The following is a 19,260-nucleotide window of genomic DNA, read 5'->3' as shown; positions in this document are numbered from 1 at the left end:
AACAGTCAGGGGGAACCGCGATGGCATCGCTGGAGAAGCAGATCGACGACAGCAAGAAGCAGGTGGCGACCGCGCAGGGCAAGATCGCCGAGATGACGGCCGCGCTGGATCGTGTCGCCGCGCGCGCCGAGACGGCGGAACTGCCCGTGGATGTGGCCAATGCCACACTGGCCGATGTCCACGCGCATACCGAGGCGATGAACGCCAATATCGCGGAACTGATCATGGGGCTGGACGACGTGACGGCGGGCTTTTCGAAGGATTTCGAGGAGTTGCGCAGCAAGACCGGCTGGGAAAGTCTTGTCGGCATCTTCGCCCGCGGCAAGTCCGAGGCGATGCGCCAGGAACGGTTGCGTGCCGCCAGCATCGACGACAAGTTGCAGGATCTTCTCGCCAAGTCCGACAGCATCACCCGGCTGTTGCAGGGCCAGCTTGAACTGCTGAACGACCAGAAGCAGAAGGTCGAGACCAACCTGAGTCAGACCCTTGCAGAACGCGAGGAAACCGTCGCCACGATGGAAAGCCTGCGCGACCGGATCAGGGCGATGGACCCGCAGCTGATCGAACTTGAGAACAGGGTCGCCTCGACCACCGATGCGACCGACCGCACGCGGCTGGAAACCGAACTGGCCAACGCCAACAGGGAACACAACGCGCTGGTGCAGGACGAACAGGTGGCGCTGGCCAAGTCGCAGACGCTGGAACGCTATATCGAGGCCGGCAAGACCTGGGTGGACAGCCTGCAGAACCAGGCCGCCACGCAGATGGTGCTGATCAACAAGCTGCAGACCGATACCCGCCAGCGGGTGGTGCTGTATGACGCCTTGACCAAGTCCCTGAAGACCGCGCAACAGCAGGACGTCGCCCATCGCATCAACGAGATCGGCGTCAGGACCGACCAGGAGGCGCAGGCCGCCATGGCCGCCATCGGCACCGCCACCAACGACCGCATGGCCGACATGCTGGAGGTCCACGGCGACCACATGATCTTTGCCCGCAAGGTCCTTGAGGAAAAGGCCCGGGCCGACGAACGCTTTGCACGCCGCTTCGCCGAGATCGTGAAAAAACACGACAGCAACCTGTATGGCGGCTGACCCGTGGCCGAGACGGGCAATCTGGACGCCGATCACCGCCGGCTTGACGACGACCTGACCGCGCGTGCGTTCTTCGACCAGACCCGGCGGATCGCCGGCGTGCTGCCCGCAGCGCTGGCCGAGATGGTTCGCGACGGCGTGTTCACGCGGATCGAGACCGAAGTGATTGGCGGTTACCTGGCCGCGCTGCGGACAAGCCTGGACGCACTGTCGATGAAATACCTGGTCTCGGGGCGGATCGAGGGGCCGCTGCGCCGGCACGTCACCATCGACATCCACGAATCCGGCTTTCCGGTCTGGTCCGAGATCGCCCAGACCGCCGCCGATGCCGCACAGGCGGGCGAGGAACTGGCCCGCACCCCCGATCCGCAGGCGATCAAGGACGACATGATCCGGCAGATCGTCGGCGATCTGGTGATCCCGACGCGGCTGCAATACGCGCTGTCGCAGCGGCTCTATTACGAGGCGCTGGCCAAAGGCGGGCTGTTCTGGCCGCAGATGCACCCGCAAGGCTACTGGCTGTCGGGCGATGACCGTCAGCGTCGTCGCTGGCTGCTGCACTGGGCGGTCTATGACAGTCAGCTGAACGTGCCGGTGATCTATCTGATGGACACTGACGACAGTGGCCGCCGGCCGCTGGTCGAGGATGCGAAGCGCTGGCCGGAACTGCGCGCCCATCTGCTGGCGCAGTCGGTGACGTCGTTGCAGCTGCTGACCATCGCACGGGGTTGCGATCGCGATTTCGATACGCTGCACCCGATGCGGCTGCGGCGGATCGTGCTGGGACCGGTCTATTCGCAGGGCTTCACCGTGCAGGAAGGGCCGATCCGGCAGGTTCTGGAAAACGCCGCCGCCCCCGCGGACGAGGATTGGGCGGTCGCTATGACCATCGAGGACCTGCAGGCAGAGCGCGCGACCATCGAGCACAGCGGGCTGTTCAGCGTCGTCGAGCGGCAGGTGTTCCGGCTGGACCCGCTGAACCGGCACGGAGCAGGGCAGGGGACGACGGCTGTCACGCGCGCGCTGATCCTGCCGCAGCGGCCCTATCAGGCGCTGGCGGCGCTGGACCCGGCCGGATTTCGCGACATCCGCAAATACGTGCCCGGCCCGGATGGCCGGGTCGCGGGGTATCGCTGATGGCCGGTGCGCTGATCCTGTGGCGCAGGCTGGACGTCCCCGGCCACGATGCCTGCAACCTGCGTTTCGATTCGGGCCAGTGGCATCTCGACGGCGCGGCGGCGTGGCGCGGCCGGGCGGGGCCGGCACATCTGGTCTATGAGGTGATCTGCGGCGAGGATTGGCACAGCCGCTCCGCGCGCATCCAGGGCCGGGTCGGTGGCCAGGGGCTGAGCCTGTCCATCCGCCGCGGCGCGGGGGGTGAGTGGCGCGTGAATGGCGATGAGGTGCCGGGCAGCCACGGTCTGACGGATCTTGATCTGGCCTTCACGGCGGCCACCCATGCGCTGGCGCTGAACCGTCTCAAGCTGTCAGGCGGAGGCGACAGTGCGGCAGCTTGGCTGGACGAGGCCGACTGGCGGCTGAGGCCGCTGCACCGAACCTATCGCCGGACCGATGGCGGGCGGTGGGATTACCGCGCCGCCGAAGGCGGCTCTGGCACGACATTGACGGTGAACCGACACGGCCTGGTGACCGATTTTCCGGGATTCTGGACGCAAGAGGACTGAATGGACGCCCGCAACGAGATGGAACTGCCCGAGGACGAGATCCGGCGGCGCTACCCGCAAGCTCTTTCCTTGCTGACCGGGTTTGAACATGCGCCGCGTCTGGGGCGGGCTGCACCGCAGGCCATGCCGGAACGCTCGCCCGGCATTCCGGCGGGCGGCCGGTTCCGCCCGACCACGCCCGGCCTCGTCGGGCGTCCGGTCGCCCGGCCTGACGGGGTGCGGCTTCTCGAGCGCATCGAGGATGCCGGCGGCGACGACCTGCTGACCCCCGCTGCCGCGACGATGGCGCGCGTGATGCGCCGGGCCATCGCCATCGCCCTGACCGTCGCGGACGAGGTGGCGGCGCGATCCGGAGCCGCGGAACTCAAGCGCATCAACCTGGAAAGCCGCTTGCCCGCCGACCGACACCGCGAGTTCGCCGAGCTGCTGGCGGTGGAATCGCTGGCCGCGCTGGCGGTGCTTGCCAACGCGACGACCTTTCTTCTGGCCGAACATGCCGGCGAAGAGACGACCGAGGGCGTCACCGCCGACGAGGTGCTGACCGACAACCCGCTGGCCGCGCTGAAGGGGGCGCTGTGGGAACTGGACCAGAATCTCGCACGCGAGGCCAGGACGGACGACAGCCTGATTGCAACCGCCCTGGCTTGGGCCGAGGCGCTTTCGGCGGCGGTCGCCGCGCGGGGCGAGAGTGCCCCCCGCGTCCGTGCCTTCACCGGCGCCGCCTGGCGGGTGGCCGAGGACGATCTGCCCATCGCCGGCTTCGCGCCCGCCACCAAGGCCAGGGGCGGCCCCGTCGCCATGGACTACAAGCGCCCCGACGAGGTGATCGGCAACGCGCTGGCCAAGCATCAGGCGATGCGGCTGGCCCGCATGATGGTCGCCTATGATTTCGATCGCATGATGAACCCGTTCGTGGAACTGGGCGGCTTCACCTTCACCTTCCTCGGAGATGGCCGTCCGGGAACCGGCAAGACCACGCTGATCCAGATGATGGCCGGTCTGATCCACGACTACTGCGCGGTGGCGGGCTATCCGTTCCGCTATCGCAACCTGTCGGTGGACAATGTCGACAGCTACCAGGGCAAGTCGGGCCAGAACGCGCGCGCCTTCATCAACGCGATCATCGACCCCAAGGTGATCGGTTTCGGCACGATCGACGATATCGACCAGATCGCCGGCCGACGCGGCGATCGGCAGTCATCATCGGGCCAGCAAGAGATCACCGCCGTGCTGATGGAGGCTTTCGCGGGGGCCTCGACGGTCGTGCGCGGCAATGCGACCTTCGGAATGTTCTCGAACCATGCCGAGAATATCGACGACGCCCTGCGCCAGCGGGCGAGCGCGCGTTTCCTGATCGACGGGCCCAAGACGCGCGCCGACTATATCGACATCCTCGCCCTGCTGCTGGGCCGCCGCCACGGCATCCCGGTGGGCGAACACGACCTGATGCGTGCACAGGCGATGCAGCGTGCCGTGGCCGAAAGCTATGAAAGCCATTTGCGGCCGCAAGAGGCCGGGCTCCAGAAGGTCTTTGACGCGGTCGCGGCGCAACATGGCCCGCTCGACAACCTTGCCGAGCTGGGCAGTTACCTGTTCGCCATCGCCCAGGCCGAGCCGCGCTTTACCGGCCGCGCGGTGAAAAGCATCACCGACGCGGTGAAGGCCCGTGCCATGGATTTCGACATGCCCGACGAATGGTTCCAGACGCCCGAGCCGTTCCTGCAACAGCCCTATGTCCGCAAGATCCAGATGATCGAGGAACTGCGCCGCCCCATCACCACGGAAATGGTGGTGCAGGAAATCAACCGATACGCCGACAGCGAATGGCGCTATTCCGACAGCGCCGACGAGAATGCCATCGCGGCGGCGGTGCGGAACATGGAACGGCTGGCCGAAGCCAGGCGGCGGTTCGAAGGGGAGGCATGATGCCGGACAATCTGGTTCTGATCCTGACTGCAGGATGGGCCTTCGGCCTTGGTCCGGCGCTGTCGGGCTTGATCGCGGGATGCCTGATGAGGAGCGCCGGGCCGTGAAGCGCCTCATCGAGAAAGGCCTGATGTTCGGCAATCTCATCCGGGTGGATTCGACCGCCTGGGTGGCGCTTTACAACCGTGCCCTCGCCAAGGCCATCGGGCAGCAGACCCGGCTTTCCGAATTCCACATCGACATCAGCGGCTATTCCCCCGAGGTCGGGGACGAGTTGGGCGACATGGACTATCTGTCGCTCAAGGGGGGCGAGCGGCAGTTCATCCTGCTGACGACCGAGCAGAAGTCCGCCCCGATGCTCAATGCGGATCTCTCGGTGCTGCGCGAGGTGATGCGGCGGTTCATCGCGGAGAACGAAAGCCAGCTGTTCAGCCTGACCGCCCGCGATGCTGTGCTGGGCCAGGTCGAGGATCAGGTCTGGACGCTGTCCGGACCTGCCGATCTGCCCGGTATCCGCCGCCTGAAGGTCAGCGCCGACACCACCGGCAACCATGTCGCCGAGGCCGACAGACTGGCCGCGATGATCGACACGTTCCGCAGCAAACCCGACGCGTGGTGGGACGATGTGCTGATCGCGCAGATGATCCGGCAGGCGCAGAAATCCGGCGACGTGCTGCGCAATCCGATCCGGCTGAAGCACACCGATTTCGACGTCCCCGATTTCTGGACAGCGGATTTCGGCGGCGTGTATCTGATACGCTCAGCGAAGGAACCGGCGATGATCTTCGCGGATCCCTCGCAGAGGACCGAGGTGCAGGGCTTCCTGACCCTGACCCTGAAGGATCGCCACCCGATCGCCGCATGGCTGGCCCGCAATGCGCTGGCCGAGCCGATCATCAACGCGCGCGGTGCCGACGCGGCCCCGATCCTGCGCCAGAAGATCGATTTCGTGCTGGCCGACGCCGCGATCCGGCTGGGACTGGGCGCCGGCGACGGGGGCCGTACGGCGCTACGCCGCGCGGCGGGGCGGATGGGCAGCGACCTGCCGCCCGAGATCAGGGGGCTGTCCGCCTTGCAGCGCTATGCCGAACAGGGTGGCGACTGGCCGGTGATCGACAGCGGCGACCCGGCCTATTTCTATGCCATCCGCGCCACGCCGGTCCCGGCGCGCGATCTGATCAACCGGCTGCTTGCCGAACTGGCGCCCCACGATCTGCGACAGCTTTTCATCACCCACAAGCCGCTTTTCTACCAACTCTACCAAAGCTGGCCCGACGAAAAGCGCGCCTATGTGGCCGACATGCTGGCGCGCGAATACCTCATCGACAAGCAGGGCACGCGCGATGCACTGTTCGGGCCCGAGCCGGGAATGTCCGAGGCTGACGCCACGCGACGCCCTGCGCCGGCTGGTCCCTGGGGCCCGGCACGTGTTAGCCTGACCGAGGCGGGGCTGCCGCGTCCATCCGGACCATGGGGCAGCGCGACAGGAGGTCTGGGGTGATCGCGCTGTTTCGACTGATCGTGCTGGTCCTGCTGCTTGAGGCGATGTTCTATCTGCTGCTGCGGATCTATATCCGGTCACTGCGGCGCGAGACGCTGGAAGAGAAATGGGACGAGCGCCATCCCGACATGGCGGGCGACAACGCGCTGCGCGACGAGTTCGTCCGCAAGTCGATGGTCGGCTTTGACAGGACGCTGAAATCGCGGCTGTTGTGGCTGGTCTTCATCATTCCGACGCTGGCGATCATGGCGATCGTCTACTGGGTCAACTGGCAATAAGGGGCCGGCGCTTATGTACTACGTCAAGGTCGTTCTGGGGGTCATGCTGGGGGTCGTGATCTTCCTGTTCCTCGATTATGCGCTGCCGTCGCAGAACACGGTGCGGATCACCAACACCTATAACCGGCTGACGGCCGTCACCTCGTCGAACGCGATCTTCTATGCCTCCGAGGACACCGGGACGGTCGAGAATGCGGCCGGTCAGCGCGACGTGCGGTTCATCGAGACCGTGCGCCCCAACGGCAAGGTCTTCGTCTATCGCAACGAGGACACAGGCTGGATCTGGCCTCCCTATTTCAAGTATGACAGCGCCAACCTGCACGCCGAGGCGACCAATCTGAAATCAACCGCGGCGGCGCCGACCTGGGTCAGCGTGACCGCCTATGGCTGGCGGCTTCCGTGGCTGACCGCCTATCCCAACGCCATCGCGATCGACACGCTGGCCTCGCCGAACGAACGGCCGCGCAACTGGGGTGCGCTCATCATCTGCGCTTTGCTGCTGCTGTTCCTGATCCTGCTGTGGCGGATGTGGGCGCAGTTCCGCGAGCGCACCATCGACCCGGCAATAAGGTCTGTCGATGACGGCTGGGACCGTGCGACCGACCGCGTCTCCTCCGAGGCGGCCGAGGCGCGCGGTCACGTGCGCGGGTGGTGGAACAGCTGGAAGGGGAAGCCCCGCAAATGAGGCGAAATCCCGGCACCGCGCTGGACACGGCGTTCTTCTCGGACATCCGGATCAACACCCCGGCGGTCGAACGCCGCGCGGCCACGCTGCCGGCTCGGCGCAGCCTGAAAAGGGAATGGCAGGCAGCATGGCTGCTGAACGCGGTCCGTTGCATCGACCTGACCACCCTCGCGGGTGACGATACCGAGGACCGGGTCGCCCGGCTATGCGCCAAGGCGCGCCAGCCAGTCGCGCCCGACCTGTTGCAGGCGATGGGGGTCGAAGGACTGACCACGGGGGCCGTCTGCGTCTATCCGACGATGGTCGCGGCGGCGAAGCGCGCGCTTGGCGACTGCGGCATTCCCGTAGCCAGCGTGGCGACCGGCTTTCCCGCCGGGCTGATGCCACTCGACCTGAGACTGGCCGAGATCCGCTATGCGGTCGATCAGGGGGCCGACGAGATCGATATCGTCATCACTCGCGCTCATGTGCTGAGGGCCGAGTGGTCGGCGCTGTATGACGAGATCCGCGCGATGCGCGAGGCCAGCGGCGCGGCGAAGATGAAGGCGATCCTGGCGACCGGCGATCTGAAGTCACTGGAAAACGTCGCGCGCGCCAGTCATGTCGCGATGCAGGCCGGCAGCGACTGGATCAAGACCTCGACCGGAAAAGAGAGCGTCAACGCGACCCTTCCCGTCTCTCTGGTCATGTGCCGCGCCATTCGCGATCATCACGCGCAGACCGGCCACAAGGTCGGGTTCAAGCCCGCCGGCGGGCTGCGGACGGCCAGGGATGCGATCGCCTGGCAGGTGCTGATGCGCGAGGAGCTGGGGCGCGACTGGCTTGCGCCTTGCCTGTTCCGGATCGGCGCAAGCTCTCTGCTTGGCGATATCGAGCGCCAGATCAGCCACCACGTGACGGGCCGCTATGCCGCTGCCCATCGCCAAGCTGTCGCCTGAGGAAGAAATGAGCCGTGTGAGCGAAATCATGGAAAGCCTGGAATACGGCCCTTCGGTCGAAGACAGCGGCGCCGTTCGCGCCTGGCTGCGCCAATATGCGCCTTTCGGGCATTTCATCGGCGGCCGGTTCACGACGGCCGGCAACATCTTCACCAGCCGCGATCCATCGACCGGCGAGGCGCTGGCGGACGTGTCGCAAGGATCGCCCGCCGACATCGCCCGCGCCGTCGAGGCCGCCCGCAAGGCGCAGAAGACATGGGCTGCGCTGTCGGGCAGCGAACGCGGCCGCCATCTTTATGCCATCGCGCGGCATGTGCAGAAACGCGAACGGTTCCTGTCGGTGCTCGAGACGCTGGACAACGGCAAGCCGCTCCGCGAATCGCGCGACATCGACATCCCGCTGGTCGCCCGGCATTTCTATCACCATGCCGGCTGGGCCGAACTGCGCGACAGCGAATTCCCGGGCCAGGCCCCGCTTGGCGTCTGCGGCCAGATCATCCCGTGGAACTTTCCGCTGCTGATGCTGGCGTGGAAGATCGCGCCGGCGCTGGCGGCCGGGAATACCGTCGTGCTGAAACCCGCCGAATACACGCCGCTGACCGCGCTTGCCTTTGCCGAGATATGCCATGAGGTCGGGCTGCCGCCGGGCGTGGTCAACATCGTCACCGGGGACGGCCAGACCGGTGCGGCGCTGGTCGAGGCAAAGCTCGACAAGATCGCCTTTACCGGCTCGACCGAGGTCGGCCGGCAGATTGCCGACAGGCTGGCCGGCAGCGGCACCCCGCTGACGCTGGAACTGGGGGGCAAGTCGCCTTTTGTCGTGATGCCGGACGCCGATCTGGACGCCGCCGTGGAAGGGGTCGTGGATTCGATCTGGTTCAACCAGGGCCAGGTTTGTTGCGCGGGTTCGCGAATCCTCGTGGCCGAGGCCGTGGCCTCGCGTTTCGAGGATCTGCTGCGCGCCCGGATGGCGCGGTTGCGCGTCGGCGCGCCGCTGGACAAGTCGACCGATATCGGCGCGATCGTCGATCCTGTCCAGAAGCATCGCATCCTGGCGATCTGCGCCGCCGCGACCGCCGCGGGGGCCGAACTGGTCGGCGGGGAATCGGGCGAGGGCTGCTTTGTCGCGCCTGGCTATCTGAGAAATATCGCGCCGGCCAATCCGGGGATGGAGCAGGAAATCTTTGGCCCGATCGCAACCCTCTCGACCTTCCGCACGGCGGATGAGGCGATCGAACTTGCCAACAACACCCGCTACGGGCTGGCGGGCTCTGTCTGGTCTGAAAGCGCGACCGTCGCCACTGACATCGCGGCGCGTATCAAGGCGGGCGTCATCTGGATCAATTGCGCCAACATGTTCGACGCCGCCGCACCGTTCGGCGGTTATCGCGAAAGCGGATTCGGTCGCGAGGGCGGCCGGGCGGGCATGCGGGACTATCTGGTCGAACCGAAGGCGAAGCCGGCCAAGGAACCGCCTGCAAGCCAGCCTGTCCTGCTGGACCGGACAGAGGGCAAGGGCGGTGAGATCGACCGGACCATGAAGCTGTATATCGGCGGCGCGCAGAAGCGCCCGGATGGCGGGGCGATGTATCGGGTCCCGGGCGGGCTTGCGCCACTGGGCAGCCGCAAGGACATCCGCAACGCGGTCGAGGCGGCGGCGAAGGCCGGCAGATGGGCCGCCATGGGCGGTCACGCCCGCGCGCAGGTGCTGTATTACATCGCCGAGAATCTGGCGGCGCGGGCCGAGGAGTTCGCCCGGCGCACCAGCCGGCAGGAAGCCGACGCGGCCATCGCACGCGCCTTCCACTATGCCGCCTGGGCGGACAAGTTCGACGGCGCGAATGTGCAGGCCAGGCCGGGTCATCTGGTGAACGTGATCCCCGAACCGTTCGGAGTCATGGCGATCGCCTGCCCCAACACCCAGCCGCTGGCCGCGTTCATGTCGCTGGTCATGCCGGCCATCGCGATGGGCAACAGCGTGGTCGCGATCGCTGCGCAGGACGATCCGCTGGTTCTGGCCGATCTGTACCAGGTGTTCGACACCTCGGACCTGCCGGGTGGGGTGGTGAACATCGTGACGGGTGTCAGGGGGGAACTGGCGCGGACGGCCGCCGCCCATGATGCGGTCGCCGCGATGTGGCATGTCGGGGACACGGACGGACTCGCGGCGGTGGAACATGCGGCCGGCGGCAACCTGAAACCGGTCTGGTCGCCCGCGAACCGCGACTGGACCAAGGACGATGCCCAGGGCGCGGTGTTTCTGCGCCACGCCACGCAGTGGAAGACGGTCTGGCTCCCCTATGGTGCCTTGCCGGCGGGATCGGGCAGCGCCGCCTATTGACCGGCCGGCGCGCCGTAGCCGCCGCGCGTGGCCCGGTCCCCTGCGATCAGGCGGCGGCCTGCGCGCGGGACAGGGCGTTCTGCACGGGGGCCCCTGCGCGCCGAAGATCCCCCGCAACGCAGAAGGGCTGCGCCCGCGTCAGCGTCCGCGAATGCGCGGGTCCATCGCGTCGCGCAGGCCGTCGCCGATATAATTCACGCACAACACGGTCAGCGAGATGAAGATGCCCGGCAGGATCACCCGGCTGGGATACAGCACCATCTGGTCCACCGCGTCAAACAGCAGCCGACCCCAGGTCGGAAAATCGGGCGGGAAGCCCAGTCCCAGGAAGCTGAGCGCGCTTTCGGTGATGATTGCCGTCGCGATCCCCAGCGTCGCGGCCACCATGATCGGCGACATCACGTTGGGCAGGATATGACGCAGGATCATCCGCCGGGGCGGAGTGCCGATGGATTTCGCGGCCAGGATGAACTCTCGCTCCTTCAGGCCCAGCACGTCGCCGCGCACGATCCGTGCGGCCTGCATCCAGCTGGTGGCCCCGATGGCCGAGACGATCAGGATGAAGATCCCCATCGCCGGTCCGAAATTCTGCGACAAAGGCTCGCGGAACAGCGTGACCATCAGCAGCAACAGCGGCAGCAGGGGCAGCGCCAGGAACAGTTCGGTCATGCGCATCAGCGGGGCGTCGAGGCGCCGGAAATAGCCGGCCATCACGCCGATGAAGCTGCCAAGCGTGATCGCGATGATCATCGCCGTCAGTCCGACCGCGATCGACACCCGCCCGCCCGCCATCAGCCGTGCCAGCATGTCGCGGCCCAGCTGGTCGGTTCCCAGGGGATGGGCCAGCGAAAAGCCCGAGTTGCGGGCACGGATGTCCACATAGGTCGGGTCGAGCGTCCACAGATACGGCCCCACCGACACGAACAGCAGCACGCCGACGAACAGCAGCAGCGCGACCATCGCGCCGGTGTGGTTGCGGAACTGGCGCCACACGTCACGCCACTGGCTGCGGCTTTCACCGCCGGCGGTGACCGGATCGTCCGGCGGCAGTTCGCCGGTCACGGGGGCGGGGCCGGCCGTTTCAGCGACCTGTTCGGCGACATCCAGGGCTCTTTGACGTTCGCGGTCAGTCATAGCGGATCCTCGGGTCGAGAATGCCGTAGAGGATATCGGCAATCAGCGTGAACATGACGATCAGGATCGCGAACAGGAATGTCACGGTCAGCACCATCGGCAGGTCGTTGGCATAGATCGCGGTGATCAGCAGCTGGCCGATGCCGTTGATCTTGAAGACCTGCTCGGTGATCAGGGCTCCGCCGAATACGGTGGGCAGGCCCAGTGCGATCACGGTGATGACCGGGATCAGGCTGTTGCGCAGCACGTGCTTCAGGACGACGGCGCGCTCACTCAGGCCCTTGGCGCGGGCGGTCCGCACATAGTCCTGCCCCAGATTGTCCAGCATCGAGGCGCGCATGAAACGGCTGACCTGTGCGGCGTTGTACAGCGCCAGAACCGTCACCGGCATCACCATCTGCCGGGCCTGCGCCAGGAAACTGTCCCAGTCCCGCACGACAAGGGTGGTGTCATAGACCGAGGGAAACCATTGCAGCTTGACGCCGAAGACGATGATCATCACCACGCCGGTAAAGAAGGTCGGCATCGAAAAGCCGATCATCGACACGAAGGTCCCGATCTGGTCGAACCAGCTGTATTGCCGGTAGGCCGAGATGATGCCGATCGGAATCGCGATCATCACGCCGACGACATAGGACATGCCCACCACGGTCAGCGTCTGCGGCACCCGCTGTGCAATCACGTCGAAGACCGGGCTGCGCGACTGAAAGCTGATGATGCGCTGCGCGCCCTGGCTGAAATCGGTGCCGAAGATCTGGTCGAACCAATGCAGCGGCTCGACCCAGAAGAACTGCTTCAGCCAGAGAACATAGCGGATATACCACGCCTGGCCCAGCCCCAGCGCCTCGCGCATCTTTTCCTTCACCTCGGGCGGCACGGTCAGCGGCACGTCGCCCAGAGGATCGCCGGGCGAGGCCTCGAGAAGCAGGAAGATCACCAGCGAGATGAACAGCAGGGTCGGGATGGCAAGCAGCAGGCGGCGGATGGTGAAGTTCAGCATGGCCTCTCCTTACGGGTCCTTGGTCTGATCGCCATCGGCAGTGTCACTTGCACCGGCGCCGGGCGGTTCGCGGCGACGCAGGAAGGACCGCCCCGCGCAAGGCGGGACGGTCGCGGTCATGTCATTCCTTGATCCGGTGCCAGTCGGCGACATTCCAGATTTCGGTGTCCCAGGCGTTCAGCTGCACACCGCCAAGGGTGTTGCTGACCGCCGAGGCGGTGCCGCGATAGACCAGCGGAATGAGCGAGTTGCTTTCCTTGGTCACCATGTCGTTCATCTTCTTGCCCAGCTCTCCGCGCGCCTCCAGATCGACCGTCTTGCCCAGTTCCGCGACCAGCTTGTCGTATTCGGGATCGCAATAGCGGCTGGTGTTTTCGCCTTGCCACTGGTTTTCCGGGCCCGGCGCCTTGTCGCAGGTCATCTTGGCCAGATAGGGCTCGGGGTTGTTGCCCTCGAAGTTGTTGGCATACATTTCGACATCGGCATAGAACTTCTGCAACGTGTCGGGTGAGCCCGCGTCGCTGCCGAAGAACACCGAGGCGTCGATCGTCTTCAGCTCGGTCTCGATCCCGATCTCGGACCACCACTGCTTGATCAGCGCCTGGAAGTCCTGACGCACCGCGTTGACCGAGGTCTGATAGACCATCGACAGCCGCACACCGTCCTTTTCGCGCACGCCGTCGCCGCCCGGCACCCAGCCGGCATCGTCAAGCAGCTTCTTGGCGCCCTCGATGTCCTGCGTCAGGCACTCGGTGTTGTCGGATGCCCAGGCTGCCGGCGCCGGCACAAGGTTGCAGGTCGGCTGGCCGGCCTGGCCATAGCCGATCTCGGTCAGCAGGTTGCGGTCGATTGCCATCGACAGCGCCTGACGCACGGCCGGGTCGGTCAGGAACGGATGCGGGTGCTTGGTGGTTGACCGCTCTCCCTCGGGAAGCGAGGGCGAGGGGTCGGTCAGGTTGATGTGGATGCGTTCGACCAGGCTTCCGAAGGCAGCCTCGACATGGCCCTTGCCGCTGGCTTCCATGCCCTGCAGGACCTCGGGCGCCAGCTGGGTGTTCCAGGCATAGTCGAACTCGCCGGTTTCCAGCACCGATCGCGCCGCCGCCGCCGCATCGCCGCCGCCCTTCATGGTCAGGGTCGCGAAGGCCGGCTTGTCGGGCTCGCGGTATTCCGGGTTCGCCTCGAAGGTGATGACGTCATTGGTCCTGAACTCGACCACCTTGAAGGGGCCGGTCCCGATCGGGTTGAAGTTCTGGTCGGTGCAGGTCGGGGCCGCCGCGCCCAGGCAGTTCTCGAACTGCGCCTTCTGCAGGATCGGCGACTGGCCGCCCACGAAGGCCGAGAACGGATCGGGATGCGGCTCGGTGAATGTCACCTTCACCGTCAGCGGATCGACGGCCTCGACAGTCTCGATCCCCTCGAACTTGGCCAGTTGCGCGCAGCCGCCCTCGGGGTCCATGCAGTAATTGGCGGTAAAGACCACGTCATCGGCCGTAAGGTCCGAGCCGTCGGACCACTTGATGCCTTCCTTCAGCGTCCAGGTGACGGTCTTCAGATCCTCGGAGATCCCGCCATTCTCGATCGAGGGCAGCTCTGCCGCGAGGCGCGGCGACAGCAGGCCGTCCGGGGTGAAGTTGGCCAGCGGTTCCAGCACCATGCTGGCCGCGATGATGTCCTTGGTGCCACTGGACAGATACAGGTTCATCGTCGAGGGCGCCTGCCACATGATGATGTTCACCTGGCCGTCCGCACCGCGTTCGGCGAAAGCCGCCGGGGCCAGCGTCAGCGTCGCTGCCGCGCCCATCAACAAGGTTTTCAGTTTCATGACTCGCTCCTGTTGGGTGTCATTGACCGCGGGATGTGGGCGTACAGATCACTCAAGCCTTTGCCCGGCCTTGATTTTTGTCAGTTTTCTTCCCGTCTTTTCCGGGTGTTGTTCTATCGACCGTCATCCCTGCGGACTGGCGTCAGTTTCAAACGAAGGCCATTTGGAAATCAAGACCAATCGCATCGCGGCCGACCGCAGGTTTCGTCTTTGACATTTCGTGCCGTGAGGCTAGCCTCTGGCGGTGAACCGGACAGAGGGCGCGACATGCTGGACGAGAAACCGCTTGTTTCCATTGAGGAACTTCGCGTTGAATTCGAAACGAACGATGGCGTGGTCGTGGGCGTCAAGGATGTCAGCTTCGATATCAAGCCGGGCGAATGCGTTTGCGTGGTTGGCGAAAGCGGGTCCGGGAAATCGGTCAGTTCGCTGTCACTGATGCGGCTGGTCGAGTTCGGCGGCGGCACCATCACCAACGGCAGGCTGATGTTCGACCAGGGCGACGGAAACGTCATCGACCTTGCCCTTCAATCCTCGCCGACCATGCGCGATATTCGCGGCAACAAGATCGGCATGATCTTTCAAGAGCCGATGACCGCGCTCAATCCGGTTTTCACCGTCGGCGACCAGCTGACCGAAGGCCTGATCGAACATCGCGGGCTGTCCAGGGCGCAGGCCCGCGCCCGCGCGCTGGAGATCCTGAAGCAGGTCCGCATCCCCGAACCGGAACGCCGGCTGGACCAGTATCCGCACGAATTGTCGGGCGGCATGCGCCAGCGCGTGGTGATCGCGATCGCCATGGCATGCGAGCCCCGGCTGCTGATCTGCGATGAGCCCACGACGGCGCTGGACGTGACCATCCAGGCCGAGATCCTGGCGCTGATCGACCGGTTGAAGCGCGAAAAGCGGATCGCCGTGCTGTTCATCACCCATGACATGGCGGTGGTCGCGCAGATGGCCGACCGCGTTGTCGTGATGTATCGCGGCGACAAGGTCGAGGAGGGTCCGGTCGAACAGATCTTCGAGGCGCCGCGCAAGGATTACACCAAGATGCTGCTGGCCGCCGTGCCGCGACTGGGCGAAATGACCGGCAAGCCCGCGCCGGAACGGCTGCGGCTGATGGGCGACGGCACGATGGGCGATGCCGAGCCGATCATCGTCAAGGACCCGAAACCGCTTCTGACCGTCGAGAATCTGGTGACGCGCTTTGCGGTCAAGGGTGGCCTTTTGCGACGCACGGTCGCCAAGGTCCACGCGGTCGAGGACGTGTCGTTCACGATCAATGGCGGCGAAACCATGTCCCTCGTCGGGGAATCGGGCTGCGGCAAATCGACCTGCGGCCGGTCTATCCTGCGTCTGGTGGAACCGGAATCGGGCAAGGTCGACATCGGTGGCACCGATATCCTGGCGCTTTCGCCGTCCGATCTTCGCAAGGCCCGGCGCGACATGCAGATGATCTTTCAGGATCCGTTCGCCAGCCTCGATCCGCACATGAAGCTGTATGACCAGGTCGCCGAACCGATGCAGAATTACGGCATCGGCGACCGCGCGGAACGGCAGGACCGTGTTGCCGCATTGTTCGACCGGGTCGAACTGCCGCGCAGCTTCATGCGCCGCTTTCCCCACGAGATGTCGGGCGGCCAGCGCCAGCGTATCGCGATCGCCCGCGCGCTGGCGCTGAACCCGAAACTGATCGTCGCGGACGAGGCCGTGTCTGCGCTGGATGTCTCGGTGCAGGCGCAGGTGCTGAACCTGCTGATGGAGTTGCAGCAGGATCTGGGCATCTCGATGCTGTTCATCAGCCATGACATGGCGGTCGTCGAACGCGTCAGTCATCAGGTCGGCGTCATGTATCTGGGCCGCATCGTCGAGATGGGCAGCCGTGCGCAGGTCTTCGAGAACCCCCAGCACAGCTATACCAAGCAGCTCATGCTGGCGGTGCCGGTCGCTGATCCACGGCAGAAGAAGATCAGCGAGGATCTGAACTTCAAGCCGATCCCGTCGCCGATTCATCCGGTCGACCATGTGTCCATGCCCTCGGTCTATCACGAGGTCGCGCCGGGCCACCGCGTGCTGGTCGATCCCGTGACCCATTCGTGAAGCCTGCCCCGCCGATCGCGCCAGACAGCGCGCCCGGGTTCCAGGCGAATCTGCCCGATGCTGCCGACGTCGTCATCATCGGCGGCGGCATCGCCGGCGTGACCGCCGCGCTGTATCTGGCGCGGGACGGGCTGTCGGTGGTGCTGTGCGAAAAGGGCCTGGTCGCGGGCGAGCAATCCTCGCGCAACTGGGGATGGGTGCGCGCGCAGGGCCGCGACGAGGCCGAGATCCCCATCATGTTGCGGGCGCGCCGGTTGTGGCAGGCGCTTGCGCAGGATCTGGGTGACGTGCTGGGCTTGCGGACCTGTGGGGTCACCTATCTTGCCAGCGATCAGGCCGGCATGGACCGCTATGCGGCCTGGCTGGCGATCGCCCACGCCCATGGTCTCGACAGCCGCCTGATGGGGCGGGCCGAGCTGCGTGATGCGCTGCCGAACGCGGCCGGTTGGCCGGGGGCGCTGACGACGCCTTCGGACATGCGGGCCGAGCCCGCAACCGCTGTCCCTGCCATCGCGCGGCTCGCCGCGTCAGAAGGCGTCATCATCCGCGAACATTGCGCGGTCCGCGCGCTGGACGTGGCGGCCGGACGGGTCGCGGGCGTCATCACCGAGGCGGGGCGGCTTCGCGCAGACAGGGTCTTGCTGGCTGGCGGCGCATGGTCCGGGCTCTTCGCCGCCAATGCTGGGCTGAACCTGCCGCAGCTGTCGGTCCGCGCCACTGTTGCCGCAACCGAGCCGATGGAGGAATTCTGGCCGGGGGCCGCCGCCGATTCCGGCCTGGCCTTCCGTCGCCGCGCCGATGGCGGCTATACGCTGGCGCCGGGCATGGCCCATGATTTCTGGATCGGTCCGGCCGCATTCCGCCATCTGCGCGCCTATCTGCCGATGATGCGCCGCGACCTGCGCCTGACCCGCCTGCAACCCGCCGCGCCGCGCGGCTATCCCGATGCCTGGACCACGCCGCGGCGCTGGTCCGCCGACCGACCGTCGCCGTTCGAGGCGATGCGTGTCCTGTCGCCGGACCCGAACCCGGTACGGATCAGCAGGTTGCAGGACGACTTTGCCGCCGCCTTCCCCCGGATCGGCCGCCCCAGGATCCGCGCCGCATGGGCCGGCATGATCGACACGCTGCCGGACCAGGTCCCGGTCCTGGACCAGACCACGCTGCCGGGCTTCTTCGTTGCCACCGGGCTTTCCGGCCATGGTTTCGGCATCGGGCCCGGCATCGGCCGAGTGATGGCGGACATGATCCAGGACGGCGATACCGGCCACGATTTGTCGCGTTTCCGGTATCGGCGGTTCCTGGACGGCTCGGCCATCAGGCTTGGACCCGATCTCTAGCCGCGCGGCCTCCTCGGCAGTCTCGTGCAGAAATCGCCCGTCACATGCGCGCGCGGCCACTTGCAGACTCTGCACGAAGGTTCCATCCTGTGGCGCGAAGGAGACCGAACATGCCCGTCAAGAACCGCTTTGCCGAACTGCTGCCCGAAATCACCGCCTGGCGCCACGACTTTCACGAACATCCCGAACTGCTTTATGACGTGCATCGCACGGCGGGGAAGGTGGCCCAGCTGTTGCGGGATTTCGGCTGCGACGAGGTGACCGAAGGGGTCGGGCGGACCGGGGTGGTCGGCGTCATCCGCGGCCGGACCGACAGCCGGGGGCGGGTGATCGGATTGCGCGCGGACATGGACGCCCTGCCGATCACCGAGCAGACCGGGGCCGAATACGCCTCGAAGACGCCCGGCAAGATGCATGCCTGCGGCCATGACGGCCACACCGCCATGCTGCTGGGGGCGGCCAAATACCTGGCCGAGACCCGCAATTTCGACGGCACCGCGGTGATGATCTTCCAGCCCGCCGAAGAGGGCGGCGGCGGCGGAGACGCGATGGTCCGGGACGGGCTGATCAACCGCTGGAAGATCGAAGAGGTCTATGGCATGCACAACATGCCGGGCATTCCGACCGGCAGTTTCGCGATCAAGCCGGGCGCGATGATGGCGGCCGCCGACCAGTTCGACATCACCGTGACCGGGAAGGGCGGGCACGCCGCCAAGCCGCATGAATGCATCGACACCATGCTGACGGCTGCCCAGATCACCGTCGCGCTGCAATCGATCGTCGCGCGCAATATCGACCCGCTCAAGAACGCCGTGATCTCGGTCTGCGTCGTCTCGACCGACTCGACCGCGCATAACGTCATCCCGCAGGTGGTCAAGCTGAAGGGCACCGCTCGCAGCCTGGCTCCGGAGGTCCGCGACCAGCTTGAAGAGGGGATTACCCGCGTGGCCACACATGTCGCCGCGGCGATGGGCGCCCGCGCCGAGGTGGTCTATGAGCGCGGCTACCCGGTAACGATGAATGACGAGCAGGCGACCATCTGGGCTGCGGATGTCGCGCGGCAGATCGCCGGGGATGTCGATCTGGAGATGCAGCCGATGATGGGCGGCGAGGATTTCAGCTACATGCTGAACCAACGCCCCGGCGCCTATATCTTCGTGGGCAACGGCGACAGCGCGATGGTCCACCACCCGTCCTACAATTTCAACGACGATGCGATCCCGGCGGGTGCCAGCTGGTACGCGGGCATGGTCGAAGCCCGGATGCCCGCTGCCTGAACCCGCATCGCCGGGTCATCGGCGGCAATGTCGCAGATGACCCGGCGGTGTCGGAAACGCGATGGCCGTTCCGCGCCATTCGTCCGAGATGTGACACAGCCGGGCCGGCGCGGCGCAAGGCCCCGACACATTGAAC

15 protein-coding genes are annotated in these 19,260 nt (G+C 66.1%); 12 read left to right on the top strand and 3 right to left on the bottom strand.

What is annotated here, in order from left to right:
• Positions 1–20: 20 nt before the first annotated feature.
• The 9 genes from L1965_RS02490 to L1965_RS02450 all read left to right on the top strand — a co-directional run bounded on the left by L1965_RS02490 (position 21) and on the right by L1965_RS02450 (position 10,448).
• Positions 21–1,094 carry a coiled-coil domain-containing protein gene (locus L1965_RS02490; RefSeq protein WP_235754814.1) on the top strand — a complete coding sequence of 358 codons (1,074 nt, stop codon included), beginning with the start codon at positions 21–23 and terminating at the stop codon, positions 1,092–1,094.
• A 3-nt stretch (positions 1,095–1,097) separates the two neighbouring features.
• Positions 1,098–2,231, top strand: a complete 1,134-nt coding sequence (locus tag L1965_RS02485) for a hypothetical protein (protein WP_235754813.1) — start codon at positions 1,098–1,100, stop codon at positions 2,229–2,231.
• Positions 2,231–2,779 (top strand): putative glycolipid-binding domain-containing protein, encoded by a 549-nt coding sequence (locus L1965_RS02480; RefSeq protein WP_235754812.1) that lies wholly within the window; start codon positions 2,231–2,233, stop codon positions 2,777–2,779. The genes L1965_RS02485 and L1965_RS02480 overlap by 1 nt, the downstream gene beginning before the upstream one ends.
• Positions 2,780–4,705 (top strand): AAA family ATPase, encoded by a 1,926-nt coding sequence (locus L1965_RS02475; RefSeq protein ID WP_235754811.1) that lies wholly within the window; start codon positions 2,780–2,782, stop codon positions 4,703–4,705.
• Between the two features lie 103 nt (positions 4,706–4,808).
• Positions 4,809–6,206 carry a DUF6638 family protein gene (locus tag L1965_RS02470; protein ID WP_235754810.1) on the top strand — a complete coding sequence of 466 codons (1,398 nt, stop codon included), beginning with the start codon at positions 4,809–4,811 and terminating at the stop codon, positions 6,204–6,206.
• On the top strand, positions 6,203–6,484 hold the full coding sequence (locus tag L1965_RS02465) for a hypothetical protein (protein WP_235754809.1): 282 nt from the start codon (positions 6,203–6,205) through the stop codon (positions 6,482–6,484). Before L1965_RS02470 ends, L1965_RS02465 begins: the two co-directional genes overlap by 4 nt.
• Before the next feature lie 13 nt (positions 6,485–6,497).
• Positions 6,498–7,169, top strand: a complete 672-nt coding sequence (locus L1965_RS02460; protein WP_235754808.1) for a DUF1523 family protein — start codon at positions 6,498–6,500, stop codon at positions 7,167–7,169.
• A complete protein-coding gene (deoC, locus tag L1965_RS02455) occupies positions 7,166–8,107 on the top strand; it encodes a deoxyribose-phosphate aldolase (protein ID WP_235754807.1) in 942 nt (313 codons plus the stop codon). Before L1965_RS02460 ends, deoC begins: the two co-directional genes overlap by 4 nt.
• Positions 8,108–8,114: 7 nt before the next feature.
• Positions 8,115–10,448 (top strand): aldehyde dehydrogenase family protein, encoded by a 2,334-nt coding sequence (locus L1965_RS02450; protein ID WP_235754806.1) that lies wholly within the window; start codon positions 8,115–8,117, stop codon positions 10,446–10,448.
• Between the two features lie 138 nt (positions 10,449–10,586).
• On the opposite strand, the gene L1965_RS02445 is transcribed toward L1965_RS02450, so the two are convergent.
• The 3 genes from L1965_RS02445 to L1965_RS02435 form a co-directional block, all read right to left on the bottom strand.
• Positions 10,587–11,582 (bottom strand): ABC transporter permease, encoded by a 996-nt coding sequence (locus L1965_RS02445; RefSeq protein WP_235754805.1) that lies wholly within the window; start codon positions 11,580–11,582, stop codon positions 10,587–10,589.
• Positions 11,575–12,582, bottom strand: a complete 1,008-nt coding sequence (locus L1965_RS02440) for an ABC transporter permease (RefSeq protein ID WP_235754804.1) — start codon at positions 12,580–12,582, stop codon at positions 11,575–11,577. Before L1965_RS02440 ends, L1965_RS02445 begins: the two co-directional genes overlap by 8 nt.
• 121 nt (positions 12,583–12,703) lie before the next feature.
• The gene (locus L1965_RS02435; RefSeq protein ID WP_235754803.1) at positions 12,704–14,407 is read right to left on the bottom strand and encodes a peptide ABC transporter substrate-binding protein; all 1,704 of its coding nucleotides are present in this window, start codon (positions 14,405–14,407) and stop codon (positions 12,704–12,706) included.
• A gap of 267 nt (positions 14,408–14,674) precedes the next feature.
• On the opposite strand from L1965_RS02435, the gene L1965_RS02430 reads away from it, so the two are divergent.
• The 3 genes from L1965_RS02430 to L1965_RS02420 all read left to right on the top strand — a co-directional run bounded on the left by L1965_RS02430 (position 14,675) and on the right by L1965_RS02420 (position 19,124).
• Positions 14,675–16,507, top strand: a complete 1,833-nt coding sequence (locus L1965_RS02430) for an ABC transporter ATP-binding protein (RefSeq protein ID WP_235754802.1) — start codon at positions 14,675–14,677, stop codon at positions 16,505–16,507.
• On the top strand, positions 16,504–17,847 hold the full coding sequence (locus L1965_RS02425; protein WP_235754801.1) for an NAD(P)/FAD-dependent oxidoreductase: 1,344 nt from the start codon (positions 16,504–16,506) through the stop codon (positions 17,845–17,847). Before L1965_RS02430 ends, L1965_RS02425 begins: the two co-directional genes overlap by 4 nt.
• Before the next feature lie 110 nt (positions 17,848–17,957).
• Positions 17,958–19,124 (top strand): M20 aminoacylase family protein, encoded by a 1,167-nt coding sequence (locus tag L1965_RS02420; protein ID WP_235754800.1) that lies wholly within the window; start codon positions 17,958–17,960, stop codon positions 19,122–19,124.
• Positions 19,125–19,260: the final 136 nt, after the last annotated feature.

The sequence above is a fragment of the Paracoccus salsus genome (genome assembly GCF_021556615.1).
Taxonomy (GTDB): Bacteria; Pseudomonadota; Alphaproteobacteria; order Rhodobacterales; family Rhodobacteraceae; genus Paracoccus; species Paracoccus salsus.
This window is presented reverse-complemented; position numbering and strand designations above follow the sequence as displayed.